At 63.9% G+C, this 17030-nt stretch carries 16 protein-coding genes, 1 tRNA gene and 1 pseudogene; 5 read left to right on the forward strand and 13 right to left on the reverse strand.

All coding sequences use genetic code 11. The features are described 5' to 3' along the window. Positions 1–35 precede the first annotated feature (35 nt). The 5 genes from dnaN to mutM all read right to left on the reverse strand — a co-directional run bounded on the left by dnaN (position 36) and on the right by mutM (position 5625). Positions 36–1154 (reverse strand): DNA polymerase III subunit beta, encoded by a 1119-nt coding sequence (gene dnaN / locus ROH8110_RS09830; protein ID WP_085817566.1) that lies wholly within the window; start codon positions 1152–1154, stop codon positions 36–38. A 164-nt stretch (positions 1155–1318) separates the two neighbouring features. Next, the gene (gene dnaA / locus ROH8110_RS09835; RefSeq protein ID WP_085817567.1) at positions 1319–2686 is read right to left on the reverse strand and encodes a chromosomal replication initiator protein DnaA; all 1368 of its coding nucleotides are present in this window, start codon (positions 2684–2686) and stop codon (positions 1319–1321) included. Positions 2687–3180: 494 nt separating this feature from the next. Further along, positions 3181–3444 (reverse strand): 30S ribosomal protein S20, encoded by a 264-nt coding sequence (gene rpsT / locus ROH8110_RS09840; RefSeq protein ID WP_085817568.1) that lies wholly within the window; start codon positions 3442–3444, stop codon positions 3181–3183. Positions 3445–3931: 487 nt separating this feature from the next. Beyond that, positions 3932–4708 carry an enoyl-CoA hydratase gene (locus ROH8110_RS09845; protein WP_085817569.1) on the reverse strand — a complete coding sequence of 259 codons (777 nt, stop codon included), beginning with the start codon at positions 4706–4708 and terminating at the stop codon, positions 3932–3934. A 65-nt stretch (positions 4709–4773) separates the two neighbouring features. Then, positions 4774–5625, reverse strand: coding sequence for a bifunctional DNA-formamidopyrimidine glycosylase/DNA-(apurinic or apyrimidinic site) lyase (gene mutM / locus ROH8110_RS09850; RefSeq protein WP_085817570.1), 852 nt, complete (start codon positions 5623–5625; stop codon positions 4774–4776). A gap of 98 nt (positions 5626–5723) precedes the next feature. Between mutM and ubiE the strand changes: the two genes are divergently transcribed. Beyond that, entirely contained in the window at positions 5724–6467 is a 744-nt protein-coding gene (gene ubiE / locus ROH8110_RS09855; protein ID WP_085817571.1) for a bifunctional demethylmenaquinone methyltransferase/2-methoxy-6-polyprenyl-1,4-benzoquinol methylase UbiE, read from the forward strand. Further along, positions 6468–8000: a 2-polyprenylphenol 6-hydroxylase gene (gene ubiB, locus ROH8110_RS09860; RefSeq protein WP_085817572.1), complete on the forward strand. Its 1533-nt coding sequence runs from the start codon at positions 6468–6470 to the stop codon at positions 7998–8000. It begins immediately after the preceding gene. 33 nt (positions 8001–8033) lie between these two features. On the opposite strand, the gene ROH8110_RS09865 is transcribed toward ubiB, so the two are convergent. The 3 genes from ROH8110_RS09865 to fliK all read right to left on the reverse strand — a co-directional run bounded on the left by ROH8110_RS09865 (position 8034) and on the right by fliK (position 11149). Next, positions 8034–8915 carry a phosphotransferase family protein gene (locus ROH8110_RS09865; RefSeq protein WP_085817573.1) on the reverse strand — a complete coding sequence of 294 codons (882 nt, stop codon included), beginning with the start codon at positions 8913–8915 and terminating at the stop codon, positions 8034–8036. A gap of 74 nt (positions 8916–8989) precedes the next feature. Then, positions 8990–9670 carry a flagellar hook capping FlgD N-terminal domain-containing protein gene (locus tag ROH8110_RS09870; protein ID WP_085817574.1) on the reverse strand — a complete coding sequence of 227 codons (681 nt, stop codon included), beginning with the start codon at positions 9668–9670 and terminating at the stop codon, positions 8990–8992. 12 nt (positions 9671–9682) lie between these two features. Further along, on the reverse strand, positions 9683–11149 hold the full coding sequence (gene fliK / locus ROH8110_RS09875; RefSeq protein ID WP_085817575.1) for a flagellar hook-length control protein FliK: 1467 nt from the start codon (positions 11147–11149) through the stop codon (positions 9683–9685). Between the two features lie 182 nt (positions 11150–11331). On the opposite strand from fliK, the gene ROH8110_RS09880 reads away from it, so the two are divergent. Together ROH8110_RS09880 and flgN are read left to right on the forward strand one after the other, a co-directional pair. After that, entirely contained in the window at positions 11332–11562 is a 231-nt protein-coding gene (locus ROH8110_RS09880; RefSeq protein WP_306372207.1) for a rod-binding protein, read from the forward strand. Beyond that, positions 11549–11908 carry a flagellar export chaperone FlgN gene (gene flgN / locus ROH8110_RS09885; protein WP_085817577.1) on the forward strand — a complete coding sequence of 120 codons (360 nt, stop codon included), beginning with the start codon at positions 11549–11551 and terminating at the stop codon, positions 11906–11908. The genes ROH8110_RS09880 and flgN overlap by 14 nt, the downstream gene beginning before the upstream one ends. A 207-nt stretch (positions 11909–12115) precedes the next feature. Here the strand turns inward: flgN and ROH8110_RS18915 are convergent. Next, a pseudogene (locus tag ROH8110_RS18915) lies at positions 12116–12217 on the reverse strand (chemotaxis protein MotB); the annotation flags it as partial. A gap of 205 nt (positions 12218–12422) precedes the next feature. Between ROH8110_RS18915 and ROH8110_RS09895 the strand changes: the two are divergent. Then, complete coding sequence (locus tag ROH8110_RS09895; RefSeq protein WP_139837398.1) at positions 12423–13199, forward strand: class I SAM-dependent methyltransferase; 777 nt, start codon at positions 12423–12425, stop codon at positions 13197–13199. A gap of 51 nt (positions 13200–13250) precedes the next feature. Here ROH8110_RS09895 and ROH8110_RS09900 read toward each other — a convergent pair. The 4 genes from ROH8110_RS09900 to ROH8110_RS09915 form a co-directional block, all read right to left on the reverse strand. Continuing rightward, positions 13251–13326 (reverse strand) — tRNA-Thr (locus tag ROH8110_RS09900). Between the two features lie 45 nt (positions 13327–13371). After that, positions 13372–14874 carry a heme biosynthesis protein HemY gene (locus tag ROH8110_RS09905; protein ID WP_085817837.1) on the reverse strand — a complete coding sequence of 501 codons (1503 nt, stop codon included), beginning with the start codon at positions 14872–14874 and terminating at the stop codon, positions 13372–13374. A gap of 19 nt (positions 14875–14893) precedes the next feature. Next, a complete protein-coding gene (locus ROH8110_RS09910; protein WP_139837399.1) occupies positions 14894–16186 on the reverse strand; it encodes a COG4223 family protein in 1293 nt (430 codons plus the stop codon). Between the two features lie 49 nt (positions 16187–16235). Next, positions 16236–16967, reverse strand: coding sequence for a uroporphyrinogen-III synthase (locus tag ROH8110_RS09915; RefSeq protein ID WP_085817581.1), 732 nt, complete (start codon positions 16965–16967; stop codon positions 16236–16238). Between the last annotated feature and the right edge of the window lie 63 nt (positions 16968–17030).

The following is a 17030-nucleotide window of genomic DNA, read 5'->3' on the forward strand; positions in this document are numbered from 1 at the left end:
GAAGGCATCGGCGAAGCCGGTTTGAAACCCCGTCGTCACACCCGCATCGGCATGACGACATAGACGGCGCTGGTGTCGTTGCCTTCGCGCATCAGCGTCGGGTCGCCCGAGGAGTTGAACAGGAACACGGCGTTCTCGCGGTCCACCTGGCTGGCGATTTCGAGCAGGTACTTGGCGTTGAAGCCGATCTCGAGGCGCTCGTCGCCGTAGGCGACGGCCAGTTCCTCCTCGGCGGCGCCGCTGTCGGGCGCGTTGACCGACAGGATCAGGCGGTCTTCGTCGAGCGACAGCTTGACTGCGCGAGAGCGTTCGGAACTCACCGTCGCCACGCGGTCGACGGCCTGAGCGAATTCGGCTGCGTCCACTTCCATCTTGCGGGTGTTCCCCTGGGGAATGACGCGGGTGTAATCGGGGAAAGTGCCGTCGATCACCTTGGAGGTCAGCATGATATCGGGGGTGGCGAAACGCACCTTGGTTTCCGAGACCGAGACCGCGATCTTCATGTCGTCGTCATCCAGGAGCTTGCGCAGCTCGCCCACGGTCTTGCGCGGGACGATCACGCCGGGCATGTCCTCGGCGCCTTCGGGCAGGTCGGCGTCGATCCGGGCCAGCCGGTGGCCATCGGTGGCGACGCAGCGCAGCACCTTGCCGCCTTCCGACTCTGCGACATGCATGTAGACACCATTGAGGTAATAGCGGGTTTCCTCGGTGGAAATGGCGAATTTCGACTTGTCGAAGAGGCGGCGCAGAACCGGGGCCGGAGCACTGAAATTGCTGGAATATTCCGACGAGGCCATGACCGGGAAGTCTTCCTTGGGCAAGGTCGCGAGGTTGAAATGCGACCGCCCTGCCTCGACGGTGAGGCGGCCCGCGGTGCCGTCATCGCTGAGCGTCACAAGTGCGCCGTCGGGCAGCTTGCGCACGATCTCGTGCAGCATGACGGCGCTGACGGTGGTGGCACCGGCGCGCTCGACCTTGGCCGGGGCCTTGTCCACCACCTCGATATCGAGGTCGGTGGCGCGGAAATGAACCTCGTCACCTTCGGCCTCGATCAGGACATTGGCGAGGATCGGAATGGTGTTGCGCCGCTCCACCACAGATTGCGCCTGCGACACGGCCTTGAGCAGCGTTCCGCGTTCGATGCTGAGTTTCATGCCCTCGCTCCCGAATAGGTGCCGGCGTCGTGCCGGAGGGGCACGTTAGCAACTTCCCCTTTCGGCTCAAGCCTTTTGTTGTTGTTTTTCTGCGTTATTCATCTGGCCGTCAAGTGCGGCCCCGCACGAGGCGGGGCCAAGGACGGCACGGCGCGCCGGAATGCTCAGCCTTCAAGCGTCCGGCGCAGGATTTCGAGATCTTCGGCGATCTGCGCATCCTGGGCGCGAAGCTCGTCGATGCGGCGCACACCATGCATCACGGTGGTGTGGTCACGCCCCCCGAAACGACGGCCGATTTCGGGGAGGGAGCGGCTGGTCATCTGCTTGCACAAATACATCGCCACCTGACGCGGGCGCGCAAAGCTGCGCAGGCGCTTGGGGCCGATCATGTCGCTGAGGCGGATATTGTAGTGATCCGCCACCTGGCGTTGGATCTCCTCGACGCTGACCTTGCGTTCCGAAGCGCGCAGGATGTCGGCAAGGCAGTCCTGCGTCAGTTCCAGCGTGATCTCGTGGCCCACAAGCGAGGCAAAGGCGAACAGCCGGGTCAGCGCCCCTTCCAGGACGCGGACATTGGTGCTGATCCGGTGCGCCAGGAATTCAAGCACGCCATCCGACATCTGCAGGTCAGGATACTGGCGGGAATATTGCTCGCATTTGGACTGGAGGATACCGAGGCGCAGTTCGTAGTCGGTCGGGTGCAGGTCCACGACCAGGCCGCATTGCAGGCGCGACTTGATGCGGTCCTCGAGATTCTCGATCTCGCCGGGGGCGCGATCGCCCGAGATGACGATCTGCTTGTTCTGATCAACGAGCGCATTGAAGGTGTGGAAGAATTCCTCCTGCGTGCTTTCCTTGCCGGCGATGAATTGAACGTCATCCACCATCAGCACGTCGACCGAGCGGAACATTTCCTTGAAATCCATCATCTTGCGGTCACGCAGCGCCTGCACGAAGCGATACATGAACTGCTCTGCCGACAGGTAGAGCACGCTCAGCTCCGGCTGGCGCGAGGTCAGCTCCCATGCGATCGCATGCATGAGGTGCGTCTTGCCCAGCCCGACACCGCCATAAAGAAAGAGCGGGTTGAAGGTGACCGGGCCGCCTTCGGCGACGCGCTTGGCAGCGGCATGGGCCAGCTCGTTGGGTTTGCCGACGACGAAGGTGTCGAAGGTGAACCGCTCGTCCAGCGGTGCAGTGTTGAGGCGGATATCCGTTTCCGCCCCGTTGCCGGACGCGGCCCTTTGAGGGGCCGGGCCTGTCTTGGTGGCCGCGGGATCGCGCGCGGTGTTGGCCGCGGTCCGGAACTGGATCCGGCGAATTTCGGGCGCGATGGAATTCACCTGATAGAGGATCAGGTCGCCGAAATTCTGCGAGACGTAATTGCCAAGAAAGCTGGTCGGCACACTGAAGGTAGCGACGCCGTCCTTCACACCCGAGAGTTCAAGAGGCTCTATCCAGTTCGTATAATTGTTCTTGCCGACTGTATTCAGAAGTCGCTGCTTGAGTTGGCCCCATTGTTCCTGCGTCATTCTTCCCCCGTCTCGGAATCGGATCTTCCTGTCTGAACTCGTTACACGCTCAACCGGAGCGGGCGATCCGATCGCTGCAGGGATGAAGTAAGCACGGGCAAAGATCAACAAATCCGCTGCATGAATACAGCAGTTGCCAAGCCCCTGCCCGGAGCCGAACTTCCAAAGGTCGCAACAGAATGTCAAACGCGGACTGTCCCCACATCACCGCGCCGTCATTGCATTTGCGTGCCGTCTTGTCGGACAAGATCACAGAGCGGTCATTGACCTAGATCAAGCAACCGCGAATGGCTGCCCGAACCTGTGCTACATGTCCCCCCAAGCGTGAATCGCTGGCTGAAGCTAGCAAGTTCACGCGCGCCACGGCAACCGAACTTCGCGCTTGACAGGATGTTTGCGCGAAAAGAATCCCTGCCCTCGTCAGGAAGGCCACAAACGCAAAAAGGCGCCGGACTGACCGGCGCCTTTTGTATCAATGATTTAGCCCGAAAGCCTTAGCCGAGCGCTTTTACGCGGGCGGCGAGGCGGGAGATTTTGCGGGAGGCGGTGTTCTTATGGAAGACGCCTTTGGTGACGCCGCGCATCAGTTCGGGCTGGGCGGCGCGCAGGGCGGCCTGGGCTGCGTCCTTGTCGCCAGAGGCGAGGGCCTCTTCGACCTTGCGCAGATGGGTGCGGATCCGCGAACGGCGGGCCTTGTTGACGGCCAGACGGCTTTCGTTCTGGCGGGCGCGTTTCTTGGACTGGGGCGTATTTGCCATTTAAATCAGACCTCTATCAGGTTTGCGTTGTCTTGAATGCGGTGGAGCAAACCCGAACGGACGACGGATCGACCGGAGGTGATTCTAGCCAGAGCGGGCTGCACACGCATGTATAGCGGGGGCGTATAGCCAAGTTTGGCGGTTTTGCAAAGCCGAAACTGGGCGGAACGGTGCGATTCGACCCGGGGGCCTTGTTAACAAGGCCGAGAGGGCCGCGGCAATATGTCGGTATCGCGTCGGTATCGCATCGGTATCGGGGCCCGAAACGGGCCGGTCAACGCGGCGCGCGGTGCTTGCAGGTACAAAAGCACCCGGATTTCGTACAAAATCCGCGCAGGCAGCGCCGGGGGGCCAGCCCCCCGGACCCCCCCCAGCCCCCCGGACCCCCCGAGGTATTTGAGGCCAGATGAAGGGCGGGCGGGCGGAGGAAAAGCGAAGGGCGCGCCGCGATGGGGCGCGCCCTTGAGAAGCCGGGTTCAGGCGGCGGTTACTTGTCGCGGAACTGGGGTTCGCGCTTTTCGATGAAGGCGGCCATGCCTTCGGCCTGGTCTTCGGTGGCGAAGAGCGAGTGGAACACGCGGCGCTCGAACAGCAGCCCCTCGCGCAGGGTGGTCTCGTAGGAACGGTTCACCGATTCCTTTACCGCCATCACGTTGATCATGGATTTCTCGGCGATCTTGTCGGCGGCCGAGCGCGCCTCCTCCATCAGCTTCTTGACGGGAACGACGCGGCTGACGAGACCGGAGCGTTCGGCCTCTTCGGCATCCATGAAGCGGCCGGTGAGGTTCATGTCCATCGCCTTGGACTTGCCGATGAAGCGGGTCAGGCGCTGGCTGCCGCCAAGCCCGGCCATGACGCCGAGATTGATCTCGGGCTGGCCGAATTTGGCAGTGTCCGAGGCGATGATGAAATCGCACATCATCGCCAGTTCGCAGCCGCCGCCCAGCGCATAGCCGGAGACGGCGGCGATGATCGGTTTGCGGACCCGCATGATCGCATCGCTTTCGGGACCGAAGAGATCTTCGGAGAACACGTCGACGAAGCTCTTGCCGCTCATCATCTTGATATCGGCACCGGCTGCGAACGCCTTGTCGGAGCCGGTGAGGATGATGCAGCGCACCTTTTCATTCGCCTGCGCGTCCTTGAGCGCGGTGCACAGCTCGGTCATGAGCTGGGCGTTGAGCGCATTCAGGGCATCGGGGCGATTGAGTTTGATGAGGGCGACGTGGTCTTCTATTTCGACGATGATCGTCTCATAGGCCATGAAATCTGCTTTCGCTTGTTTCTGTCAGAACGGATTCATTACCACTGTCTGCGCGCGGATCAACCTCATCTTTGGCAGGAGGCGCAGTAGAAGCTGGATCGCCCTGATTGCACGATCCGCCGGATGGTGCCGTTGCAGCCCGCGCTGCGGCAGGGTTGGCCCTCGCGGTCGTAAACGTCGAAGCGATGTTGAAAATAACCAAGTTCCCCGTCTGCCTGACGAAAATCGCGCAGGGAGGACCCGCCTGCCTCGATGGCATCCAGGAGAACGTCACGGATGATTGTCACCAGCCCCCCGGCGCGTTGGCGCGACAGATTGCCCGCGCGCCGGTTCGGGGAAATACGCGCACGGTAAAGCGTTTCGCAGACATAGATATTGCCGAGGCCCGCAACGATTCGCTGGTCGAGCAGCGCCGACTTGACCGGCGTCTTGCGCCCCGCCAGCGCATCGGCGAGGTAGGTTTCGTCAAAGCTGTTGCCCAGTGGCTCGGGCCCGAGTTTCACCAGCAACGGGTGGGCGTCCGCGGTGGCGGTCTCCATCAGGTCCATCGCCCCGAAGCGGCGCGGATCGTTGAAGGTGACGCGCGCGCCATTATCCATGTCGAAGACGACGTGATCGTGTTTCTGCGCCGCGGGATGGTCGTGCTGAAAGACCCCGAGCGGGTCGCCCGAAACGGTCATGCGCCCCGACATGCCAAGGTGAATGAGCAGGGTTTCACCGGATGCGAGATCGGCGAGGATGTATTTCGAGCGCCGCCGCAGCGCGATGACCCGCTGCCCGGCAAGGCGCGCGGCCATGTTTTCGGGAAAGGGCCAGCGCAGGTCGGGGCGATTGACCTCTGCGTGTGCGATCACGCTGCCTTCCATCGCGGGAAGAAGGCCGCGGCGAACTGTCTCGACCTCGGGGAGTTCGGGCATCGGTACGATCCTGTGACGAATGGGGCGCATTGTATCCGCCCCCATGCGCCCTATAAGAAGGGCGTCAACACATAACGGCAAGGCCCCGGTGGCGGAACATGAACGAGAAAACCACCCATTTCGGATTTCAGAGCGTGCCGGAGGCGGAGAAGGCCGGGCGCGTGCAGGGCGTGTTCGGGTCGGTCGCATCGAAATACGATGTGATGAACGACGCGATGTCGCTGGGCATCCACCGCATCTGGAAAGACGCGATGATGGATTGGCTGGCGCCGCGTCCCGGCCAGCGCCTGCTCGATGTGGCGGGGGGCACGGGCGATATCGCGTTCCGGTTCCTCAAGCGTGCGGGGCATGGTCATGCCACGGTGCTGGACCTGACCGAACCGATGCTGATCGAGGGGCGCAAGCGCGCCGAGGCGGCGGCGATGGCGGACAGCCTTGACTGGCTGGTGGGCGACGCGATGGCCCTGCCCTTCGCGGATAACAGTTTCGATGTCTACACGATCAGTTTCGGCATCCGCAACGTGACGCGCCCGCAAGAGGCCCTGAACGAGGCGTTCCGGGTGCTGCGCCCTGGCGGGCGCCTGATGGTGCTGGAATTCAGCCAGATTCCCAATGACCTGATGCAATGGGCCTATGACCTTTATTCGTTCAACATCATTCCGCGGCTTGGGAAGGCGATCGCGAATGACCGCGAGAGTTATCAATACCTGGTGGAATCGATCCGCCGCTTTCCCGATCAGGAAACCTTCCTGGGCATGATCCGGGAGGCCGGGTTCGGGAATGCGAAATACAGAAATCTGAGCATGGGCATCGCCTGTCTTCATTCGGGCTGGAAGATCTGAATGCGGGGGCCACACAATATTCTGCGCCTGATCCGCACGGGCGCCACGCTGGAGCGCACCGGCGCGATGGCGGTGGTGATGGATGCGTTCGATGCGCCGCGCCTGGTCAGGATGACGATGCGGTTCCTCGCATGGCCGTTCCAGTGGCTGGGCTATCGCGGCGATCCGGCGATGCCGCCCGCGACACGGGCGCTGACGGCGCTGGGGCCGGCCTATATCAAGTTCGGGCAGATCCTGTCGACGCGGCCGGATCTTGTGGGGGACGACCTGGCGACGCAGCTGCGCGTGTTGCAGGACAAGCTGCCGCCCTTCCCGGTGGCCGTGGCCAAGGCATCGGTCGCCGCGCAGCTGGGGCGCCCGGTGGAAGAGGTGTTCGACGATTTCAGCGCGCCGGTGGCGGCGGCCTCGATCGCGCAGGTGCATCGCGCCAGGCTGCGCGAGGGCGGCGAGGAAGTGGCCGTGAAGGTGCTGCGCCCCGGGATCGAGCGGGCCTTTCGCAAGGATATCGACGCCTTCTATTTCGCGGCCCGGACGATCGAGTTCCTGTCGCCGGGATCGCGGCGGTTGAGGCCGACCGATGTGATCGCCCATTTCGAGGGCGTGGTGATGGGCGAGCTCGATCTGCGGCTGGAGGCATCATCGGCCAGCGAGTTCACCGCCAATACCGCTGGCGACGAGGGGTTCGCCCTGCCTCGGGTGAACTGGCCGCTTTCGGGGCGGCGGGTGATGACGATGGGCTGGGCCGATGGCGTGCCGCTGGGCGACAACGCGGCGCTGGATGCGGCCGGGCATGACCGCGCGCAGCTGGCCGAGCGGGTGTTGCAGCTGTTCCTGAAACATGCGCTGCGTGACGGGTATTTCCATGCCGACATGCATCAGGGCAACCTGAAGGTGGCGCCGTCGGGGGATATCATTGCCTATGATTTCGGGATCATGGGGCATATCGACGAATATACCCGCAAGGTTTACGCCGAGATTCTCTATGGGTTCATCAAGCGCAATTACCGGCGCGTGGCGGAGGTGCATTTCGAGGCGGGTTACGTGCCTGCCGACCGGGATGTGGACGAGTTCGCGCGGGCGCTGCGCGCCGTGGGGGAGCCGATCTTCGGGATGGATGCCTCGCATATGTCGATCGGCAACCTGCTGAGCTATCTCTTCGAGGTGACAGAGCGTTTCGGTATGGAGACCCGCACCGAGCTGATCCTGTTGCAGCGCACGATGGTCGTGGTCGAGGGGGTGGCGCGGTCGCTTGATCCGCAGATCAACGTGTGGCAGGCGGCGCGGCCGGTGGTCGAGGATTACATCCGCAAGAATATCGGGCCGCGCGCGGCGATGCGCGACCTGCAGAAGACGCTGGCGGTGTTGACGCGATACGGGCCGCGATTGCCGGCGATCGTGGAGAACGCGCTGATCCGGCAGTCGATGCCGGTGGAGACAGCGCCGCGCGGTCAGCGCGGGGCGGGCGCGCTTTGGGCGCTGGGCGGCGGCCTGGCGGGGGCAGCGGCGACAGTGGCGGTGTTCTGGCTGGTCTGATGCCGCGCGACGAGTCGGACCGGGTTTCGCGTGTCAGGCGCGAGACAGCGCGGTGAGGGCGGCCTGCTCGAGATCGGCGGCGGCGCGGGCATCGGGATCGCCGCTTTCATGGCGCCAGAGGCAATAGGCCAGCATCCGCCAGTGATACCAGGGCGCAAGGCGCCGGTAGCGCGCGATCATCTCGGGGTCACGGTAGCTGGCAAGGAACGCGGCACGCTCGGGCGCGTCCAGCGCTGCGCCACGGTAACTGAGCTGCATGGCGGGCGAGAGGAACAGCGCGATATCCTCGCAAGGGTCGCCGATGGCGGGGCATTGCCAGTCGATCAGCCGCGCGCCGGTTTCGTCGACCACGATATTGGCGGGCACCGGATCGCCATGCAGAAGCGCCGCGCGGCCAAGGGCGGGCACCTCCTGGCGCGGCCTGAGGGCCTCGGCAGCGCGGGCGGCGTGAGACTTGCAGCGCGCGAGGATCGCCTCGGTCTGTTCCGAGAGGGCCAGGCTGCCATCCGGGGCGTTGCGCAGGCCCGGTGGCGGCGCAATCGCATGGAGACGCTTGAGCGTGGCGGCGGCCAGGTAGGCGCCGCGAACCCAGGGAGCGCCGGGAAGGTGAGCGTAGACCAGGCAGATCCCTGCCGGGGTTTCGCCGAAATAGAGGGGATGCGGCGCGATGCCGTGGCCCGAAAGGTGGCGCAGCAGGCGTAGTTCCACCGCCGGATCGTTGGGAAACAGAGGGTTGGGCGCGGCGCGGGTGTAGAGCTTGACGACGGCAGCGGCGCCCGAAGGCGGCGAAACCAGCCAGAGACGGTTGGTGCGCCCGCCCGCAAGCGGCGTCCATGCGCAACCCTCGGGCAGCACGCCCGCATCCGCCAGCGTCTGGGCCAGCGGTTCGGGCGGAAGAATGTCTGCTGCGGTCATGAACGGGGCCAAACCTGCGATGCGTCGGCGAATCGCCGGACGCTAGGCCAGCGCGGCAGGCGAAACAAGGGCGCTCATCCCTCGGGGGCGCGCAGACCCAGGATTTCGCCTGAAGGCACCTCCTCGCCGCCCGCAAAAACCAGTGTGATGCGGTCGCCATCGTTGCGCGCCTCGACGATGCGGCCGTGCAGTTCGGCGGCTCGCGCGCCCAGAAGGTCGCCGGCGCGATAAGATTCGAGCGCGATGTCGTAGCGCCCGGCGGGCAACGGCGCGCCGGTGTCGCCGACCCCGGCCCAAAGCACCGGCCCGGTTTCAGCGGCCGCATCGAGGCGTTGCACCACGTTGCCCCCGGTATCGCGCACGACGATCTGAGCGGAGTCGGCCAGCGGATCGGCGCGCAGGGTCAGGGTCAGGGGTGCGCCGTCGAACTGCACCGGGGTCGCGGCGCGCGCCTCCATCCCGACCCAGCCAGCCAACTGCGACATGCCCAAGGCCCCGACCCGCGCGCCGAGCGACTCCAGAAGGTCATTGGTGCGCACCTGTTGTTCGACTGTCGAGAAGGCCGCCAGCTGAACGGCGAAATCCGCGGATTCGACCGGGTTGAGCGGGTCCTGGTTGCGCATCTGCGCGGTCAGCATCTTGAGAAAGGTTTCAAAATCCGAGCTGAGCACGGGCTTTTCAGCGGATTTCGACGAAGCGGCATTGGCCACGGATTGCGCCGGGTTGGGCGCTGTTGATGAGGTGGATTCTATCATGTTCTTGCCTTTTCAGAGCCTGATATCGACGCGATCCGCAGCGATCCACAGCGCGGTGGGTGCAGCCGCGGGCGCGGCATCGGGCGGGGGTGAATCCTCGGGCGTGGTTGCGGCATCGGGATGGCCGGTGCCGCCGCCCGCCTGATCGGGGCTGCGCCCGAACGAGAACGCGGTATTGCCGAAACCGAGATTGCGGAAGTCCTGTGCCAGCATGTCGACATGACGGCGCATGAGATCGAGCGTCTCGGGCCGCTCGGCGATGACGGTGACGGTCATCGCGCCCTCGCCCGGCGTCATGCTTATGCGCACGCGGCCAAGCTCGGCGGGATTCAAGGTGAGGTCGATGGCCTGTTCACCGCCCCCGCCACCGATGGGCGTTGCGACGCCGCCGGGCAGCGGATTGGCGCGCTGCACAGCGGCACCGATCTGCGTTGCGATATGGCGCGGAAGATCGGGAGAATGGCGGATATCGACATTGGCATGAAGCGAGGCGATCCCATCGTCAGACGGGCGAAGAGGGCCATTCCGGGCTGTATCAGAGACGATTCTGATCGGTTCATCCAGATCGGCCAGAGCTGGCCTGTCTGAAAGGCCGCCGATGGGAGGGGACGGAACCGCAACGCCCGCGCCATGCAAGACGGGCGCATCGGCCAAACCGGTTCGCCTGTGCTGCGGCACGGGCGCGGGCGGGTCATGCGCGACGACCGTTGGGGGCGCGACGGACGCGGGCTCGGGCGGTGCGGGGGCGCGGAATGCGCTGCGCACCTCGGACGGCGCTTGTGGCGCGGGCTGTGCCGGCGGCGCGGGCTGTGCCGGTTGCGCCTGGGACGGGCCGGGCGCGGGCGGCTCTGCCACGGGATACGGGGCCTGCCGGGGCGGCTGCGCAGGCAAGGCGGCGCGCGCAACCCGATCGGCTGGCGGAGCCGCCACAGCGCCGGGCGGGTCCACGCCGTTCACCGCTGCGGGCTGTTGGCGCGCATCGGCCAGGGCCGCGACGGGAGGCGCTGGCGCGAAACCGGGGCCGTTGCGAGGCGCGGCATCGGGTCTGAGCGGGGGCTGATCCACGGGTTCAGCCGGGTCACCGGCCATTTGCGGCATGATGGGGGGCGCATGCTGCGCCTCTGGGGCGGGGATGGCGGGCGGATACGCCGGAGCGGCCGTTTGCACGGGCCGGGCGGCGTGGGGTGCGTCGGGCTGCGGCGCATCAGATGCCGGCGCTTCGTCGAACGGATGTGCGGCCCCGGTCATGGTGTCCTGAGGCGGCGATTCGGGTGGGGTGTCGGGCGGCGTTTCGTCGTTTGGCTGGGCTTCGGTGGCGATGCCCTCTTGCGCCTGCGCCAGGGTGGCCACCTGAAGCGCTTCAAGCACGGCCTGAAAGCTGAACGCGGGCGCGCCATCGGATGCGAGGCTGTCATTGGCGGGCAGCCCCGGGGTCATGTCGGGCACCGGCAGGGGCGCACCCGTTTTCGCAAGCATCATCGGCTTCTCCGGCGATCATTCCAATCTTGTGGAAAGATGCCCGAGGCTGGTTACTGCTTCTTTACCAAAATGCCGTCCAATGAGGATCTCTATCTTCAATTCAAGGTGAAACAGTGACGGATTCTTTACCAATCGGCTCTTACGCTGGCCCACGGCAGGCGCCACTGGCGGCTATGGCGGCTATGGCGGCGCGCGACGCGGCAGAGCGGCTCGAGGCGACTTTCCTCGCCGAAATGCTGAAATCCGCCGGTTTCGGCGAACAGAGCAACAGCTTTTCGGGCGGCGCGGGCGAAGACCAGTTCGCCTCGTTTCACAGGCAGGCCATCGCCGAGCGGATGGCGGCAAGCGGCGGAATCGGCCTGGCCGAGGCGTTCTATCGCGCAATGACGGAGACATATGATGACGCAGGATGAGATGCAGAAACTGATCGACCGGCTGGACAAGCTGCTTGAGACCGAGCGCACGGCGCTGCTGGCAGGCGATCTGGAGGCCATCGGCGCGCTGCTGGCGCAAAAGGAGCAGCTGATCGACAGGTTCAACGCGCTCGAAGGTGCGCGCGAGCCCGATCTTGCCGGACTGCAAGGCAAGGTGGAGCGCAATCAGGTGCTGCTGGATGGCGCGCTTGAGGGCATCCGCCGCGTGGCCAACCGGATGGCGGCGATCCGCCAGGTGAGACGCTCGCTTGCAACCTATGACGAGACCGGAAAGCGCCACACAATCGACGGCACCGTGCTGCGCAAGGTCGAGAAGCGGGCCTGAGATATTTGTCTCTAATTCACCCCAACTCGGTCTTTCGGTTTAGGAGTGGGTTAGGATTTTCAGACGATGCTGGCAGGGCATTCGCAAGCGGATGGCGCGGGGGCGGAAGAAAGACCACCACCCGCAAGCGCCAGAACTGGGCCTGTACCGCGCCTTGAGGGGGCGGATCTTGAAACCGGTGCAAAAGCACCAAAGGCTAAAGGAACATGCTATAGCAACCTTCCAGGCACCACCATGATGGCCCCCGCCGGCGACGATCTTTTTCCGTTTGATGATAACTGGCGCGGCGTTTTCACCCGGCGCGCTCATCCTACCACCTTTCAACTCACCCGAGGAAAGGTCTATCAGAGAAGAGATTACCGAACCTTTGACGTTTAAACTTGAAACGATAGAGTTTCGCACGCTTGGGTCGGTCATTATTCACTTGCGCAAGCTCTTCGGGGCGGGCTAGCACTCTCTCGGCTGCCCGGCTGATCCAAGGATATTCGACGTGTCTGAGAAAAGGACTTCCCTCGTGCAACGACTGCGACGCATCCTGCCTCGCGTTCTGGGAGGTACACGAGGCACGAGATACGCGCCACGCGGCATCGATGAATATGCGTTCAACGGGCCGAGCGTGCTTGACGATATCACAAGTAAATACAGCTATGATGGCGACCTTCTGAAGATCTATTCAGAGCACTCCGGGCATCTGGTTCACAAATGGCACCACTATATTCCGATCTATGACCGCTATTTCGGCCCTTTCCGCGGACGCGCCCCAAAGATGCTGGAAATCGGCGTATCCAAGGGCGGTTCGCTTGCCATCTGGCGCAAGTTCCTTGGCCCTGACGCGATCATCTACGGGATCGATATCGACGAGGATTGCCGCCGGTATGACGGTATCGATGGCCAGGTCCGTATCGGGTCGCAGGACGATCCGGCATTTCTCAGGTCGGTGATCGAAGAGATGGGCGGCGTCGATATCATCCTGGATGACGGCAGTCACCGGATGGACGATATCAAAGCCTCGCTCGAGACCCTGTTTCCGCTTCTCAACAACAATGGCGTCTACATGATCGAGGATCTTCATACCGCCTATTGGACAGGGTTCGGTGGCGGCCTGAAGGCAGAATCGAACTTCTTCACCTATGTCCGTGGCCTGGTGGATGACATGCATCATTGGTATCATGAAAGCGATATGCAGCGCCCCGAGATCGCCGGCTCCTGCGCCTCGATCCATATCTACGATTCGATCGTGGTGCTGGAAAAATCGGCGCAGCACCCTCCAGTGCATTCGACTGTCTCCTGAGCGGAGCGAGGCGACTGTGGCGCAAGCCTGATAAATGATCGCTGAAAGTCGTGGTGCCGGTGATAGGACTCGAACCTACGACCCCATCATTACGAATGACGTGCTCTACCAGCTGAGCTACACCGGCCCCGTGACGCGGGCCTATAGCACCGCCCCACCCAAGGGGAAAGACCTATTTTTCGGTTGCTTCCCGCTCGGGGTCAGTGCCGTTTTCCGCAACTGGCGTGGCGTCGAGGATGTTATCGTCATCCGGGTCCGCGCCAGGGTCCTCGATGTCGTGATCCTCGCGCCGATCCTCGAGCGCGCCGACAATCAGCGGCAGCATCTCGATACCGGTCGAGGTGGACATGGCGGATGACGGCGGGCTTGTCCATGAGAGCGTGTCGAAGGAATGACAGTTCTCGCAGGCCGGCACCCATTCGGCGTGAATGTGATGGCAGTTCTCACATACCCATTGCGGTCCGCGCGGCGCCGACAGGGCGCGCGCCAGCCAGCCCTTGACGACCGCATCCGACGAACCTTCGCCACGTTCGACCGCCGCCATGATGGTGAGGGCGCGGGCGTCCGGGTCATTTTCAACCATGTCGCCCAGCGCACGACGGGCACCGGGAAAGTCCTCGGCCGCCAGATGCAGCTCGGCTTCGAGCAGACGCGTCTCGCGGTGATCCGGGTGCAGCTTGAGCAGCTTGCCAAAGCGCTTGAGCCGTTGCTCGGGGGTTTCATCCGGCTCGAGCTCGGCAAAGGCCGCAGCCAGATCGGGATGAGGCTGAGCCTCCCACGCCTTCGTGATGACGCGGATCGCATGGCGCTTGGCGCCCTGTTCGATGTAGCCGCGCGCGGCCATCGTAGCGGCGGGGATCAGATCGGGTGACTTGCGGTTCGCCTCGATCGCCGCCTCGCGGGCTTCGATATCGTTGCCCTCGTCCAGTACGCCGCGCGCCTCGGACAGGGCCAGAACGGCATCGCGCCGCTTGTGCACGTCGCGCGGCAAGGCGCCGTATTTCAATTTGGCATTGAGGGTTTCGCGCGCACCCTTCCAGTCTTCCTGCCGTGCCTGAAGTTGCAGCAGCGTATCCTGAACCTCTTGATGGCGTGGCTTGAGCGCAAAGGCGGTCTGTGCCAGCCGCAAGGCGGTCTGGGTATCGCCAGCCAGAAGCTTCTGTTTCATGAGGCCGCGCACCCCGACAAACCGCGTGCGGTCATCCTTGAGAAGCGTTTTGTAGACCTTTTCGGCACGCTTGTGGTCACCCGCCATTTCAGCGGCCTGCGCAGTGATCAGATTGGTAAGCTCAGGCTTGCGCAGGTATTTCTCGGCCTTGTTGGCCTTGGACATGGCCTGCTCGCCCTCGCCCGACGCGAGCGCCATCATGCCCTCGGTCAGGGCGCGGTAGCCTTTCTCCTGTCGGTTGCGGTCGAAATAGCGGGAAATCGCGGTCTCGTCGCCATTGATGAACTTCAGCAAGGCGATCACGAAGGCCGCGAGTTTCAAGAACAGCCAGATCGCGATCACCAGAAGAACCAGCGCGATCACCGCCTTGAGCGGCGTCAGGTTGAACTCCTGTCCTGCCATGACGATCCGGACGCCGCCCTCCATCTCGAGCAGGTGGGCCGCTCCGAACGCCGCCGCCGCAACAAGGGCGATGAAAACAACTATCTTGGTGATCGACCAAAGCATCATGCGTGCCCTTTCGGTTTCAATTCATATCCTGGGCGAGCGCCTCGGCAGCGGCTACGGCTTCGAGGCGGCGCGTGGCATCCTCTGACCAGGCTTTCAGCTCGGCGCGGCCCTCTTCGGGCAGTGTTTCGATCTCGGCCAGTGCGTCTTTCAAGCGACCTTCGCGGGCGGCGGCCTCGGCGCGCGACAGGATGGCATCCGGGTCATCCCCTTCACGCGGTTCGAGCGAGCGCGCACCAAGCTGCGTGCGCAAAAAGCTCCCGAAACCACTAGCGCCCTCATCTGTGGCCTGGCGCGAGGCGGCCAATGCCCGGCGTGCCGCGTCCGGGAACCGGTCTTGCAGCCGTGCCAGCGAGACCACGCCATCCTGCGCGACCTTGGTCAGCGCATCGGGCACGGCGATGCCGGCGGCGTCTAGGTCGGCAAGAGCCGCGTCAAAGCCCGTCCCGGCATCAAGTGCGGTCTGAACCCGTGTCAATGCAGCCCGCTGCATCGCGTCCTGGGCGGTCTGCTCGGCGTTCTGTTCCATGGTGCGGGCATCTTCGACCATGCTTGCGATCTCGTCGCCTTGTTGCGCGAGAGAGTCGCGCAGGGCGTTCAGTTCGGATTGAAACTCCGCTGCGATGGCTTGCGAGTCGCCTGCGCCTGCGGGCCGGCTTTCGACGTCGTCGAGCCGGGCCTCCATATCGTCGAGCCGCATCAAGACGTCATCCACGCGTTGCGACATCGTGTCAATCGCCGCCGCCTGTCCCGCCTGGGACTCTTCCAGCCCGCTGAGGTCGGGACCTTCGCTCAATGCATCGAACCGCCCCTGAAGCTCTTCGATCTGTGCGGATTGCGCATCAAGCCGCTGGGTCACTGCCTGTTCCGCGCCGTCATCCGTCATGGCCGAAAAGGGCCAGTCGCCCGACAGGTACTGCGCCACGCCAAAGCCTATAACTGCAGCAACGACACCGCCCATGAATGTCAGAACGAAGCCACCCTTTTGAACGATGACCTGCTCCACAGGGACAGGTTGCGATGCAACGGGCAGCTCATCTGACGGATCGACATCATGTGCTGCTTCGGTGTTGTCCGGTTTCTCGGAGCCAGAGAGGGGTTCATGCGAGTCCGCAACAGTGTCCTTCGGCTCTGGATCGGAATCAGAGGCACTGCCCGGCCCGGTTGCCTGATCGCCATTGTCCCGGCTATCGCGTTTGGTATTGAGCTCGGACTCCGGCTGAGTTGTCTCTGCGGAATCCGCAGTCGTCGGATCGCTTGCCGCTTCGGTGACATCGTCCGATTTGCTGTCAGAGCTCTTCTTTTCAGTCACGCTCAACCACCCTTTCGAATCCTGTCACCTCGGCGCATACCCGATGACCTTACTTTGCCGCGTTTCGACCCTCAAGCCGCTTGGCCGCGTCCAATAGCCTCTTTGTCGCTTCAAGCATCGCCTCTGCACAAGGATCATGCGCAATCTCGATAGCCGCGACGCGGCAATCCGGCACCTCCTGAGCGGCGTTATCGCTGATCGCGGCAACCAGAAGCGGGGCGTCACCGCGCGCTTGGTCAAAGAACAGTCGCGCGCTGCGCGGCGAGAAAAGTGGCACCACTACCGGCGCATTCCCGTCCAGAACGGCAAGGGCCTCATCCGTCAGCGCCGCGGGAGCCTGACGGTATATCACGGCTTCATCAGTCTCTAATCCAGCCGAACTCAGCGCCCCCGAGATGTTTCTTGCGGCATGGGTTCCGCGCAGATGCAGGCAGGGCTGCCCGACCTTGGTGGCCAGCATACGCGCGATCAGGTCCGGCGCATCACCGCCACATGCGGTCACGTCGATCCCTGCCGCGCGCGCGGCGGCCGCCGTGGCTCCGCCGACGCCAAACGCGGGCAGATCGCAACGGCCGCGTTTGGCCACATAAGCCTCGACCCCGTGGCGAGAGGTGAAGATCAGAGTGCGGTATCGCGTGAGATCCGGTAGCGCGCCGCACTGTTCTATCCGCATGACAGGCGAAAGAACGATGGAGAGGTCCGCGCCCAGCTCAGCCCTCAGCCGGTCCGCGAAGTCGGCACCCCCGTGACCGGGCCGGGTGATCAGGATCGTTGGCGACATGATCTGTCCACAGTTGTTTGCTTGTTCATCCGGTGTTACCTGCCAGTGAACCAACACGCAACG

The organism is Roseovarius halotolerans (assembly GCF_900172255.1).
Classification (GTDB): domain Bacteria; phylum Pseudomonadota; class Alphaproteobacteria; order Rhodobacterales; family Rhodobacteraceae; genus Roseovarius; species Roseovarius halotolerans.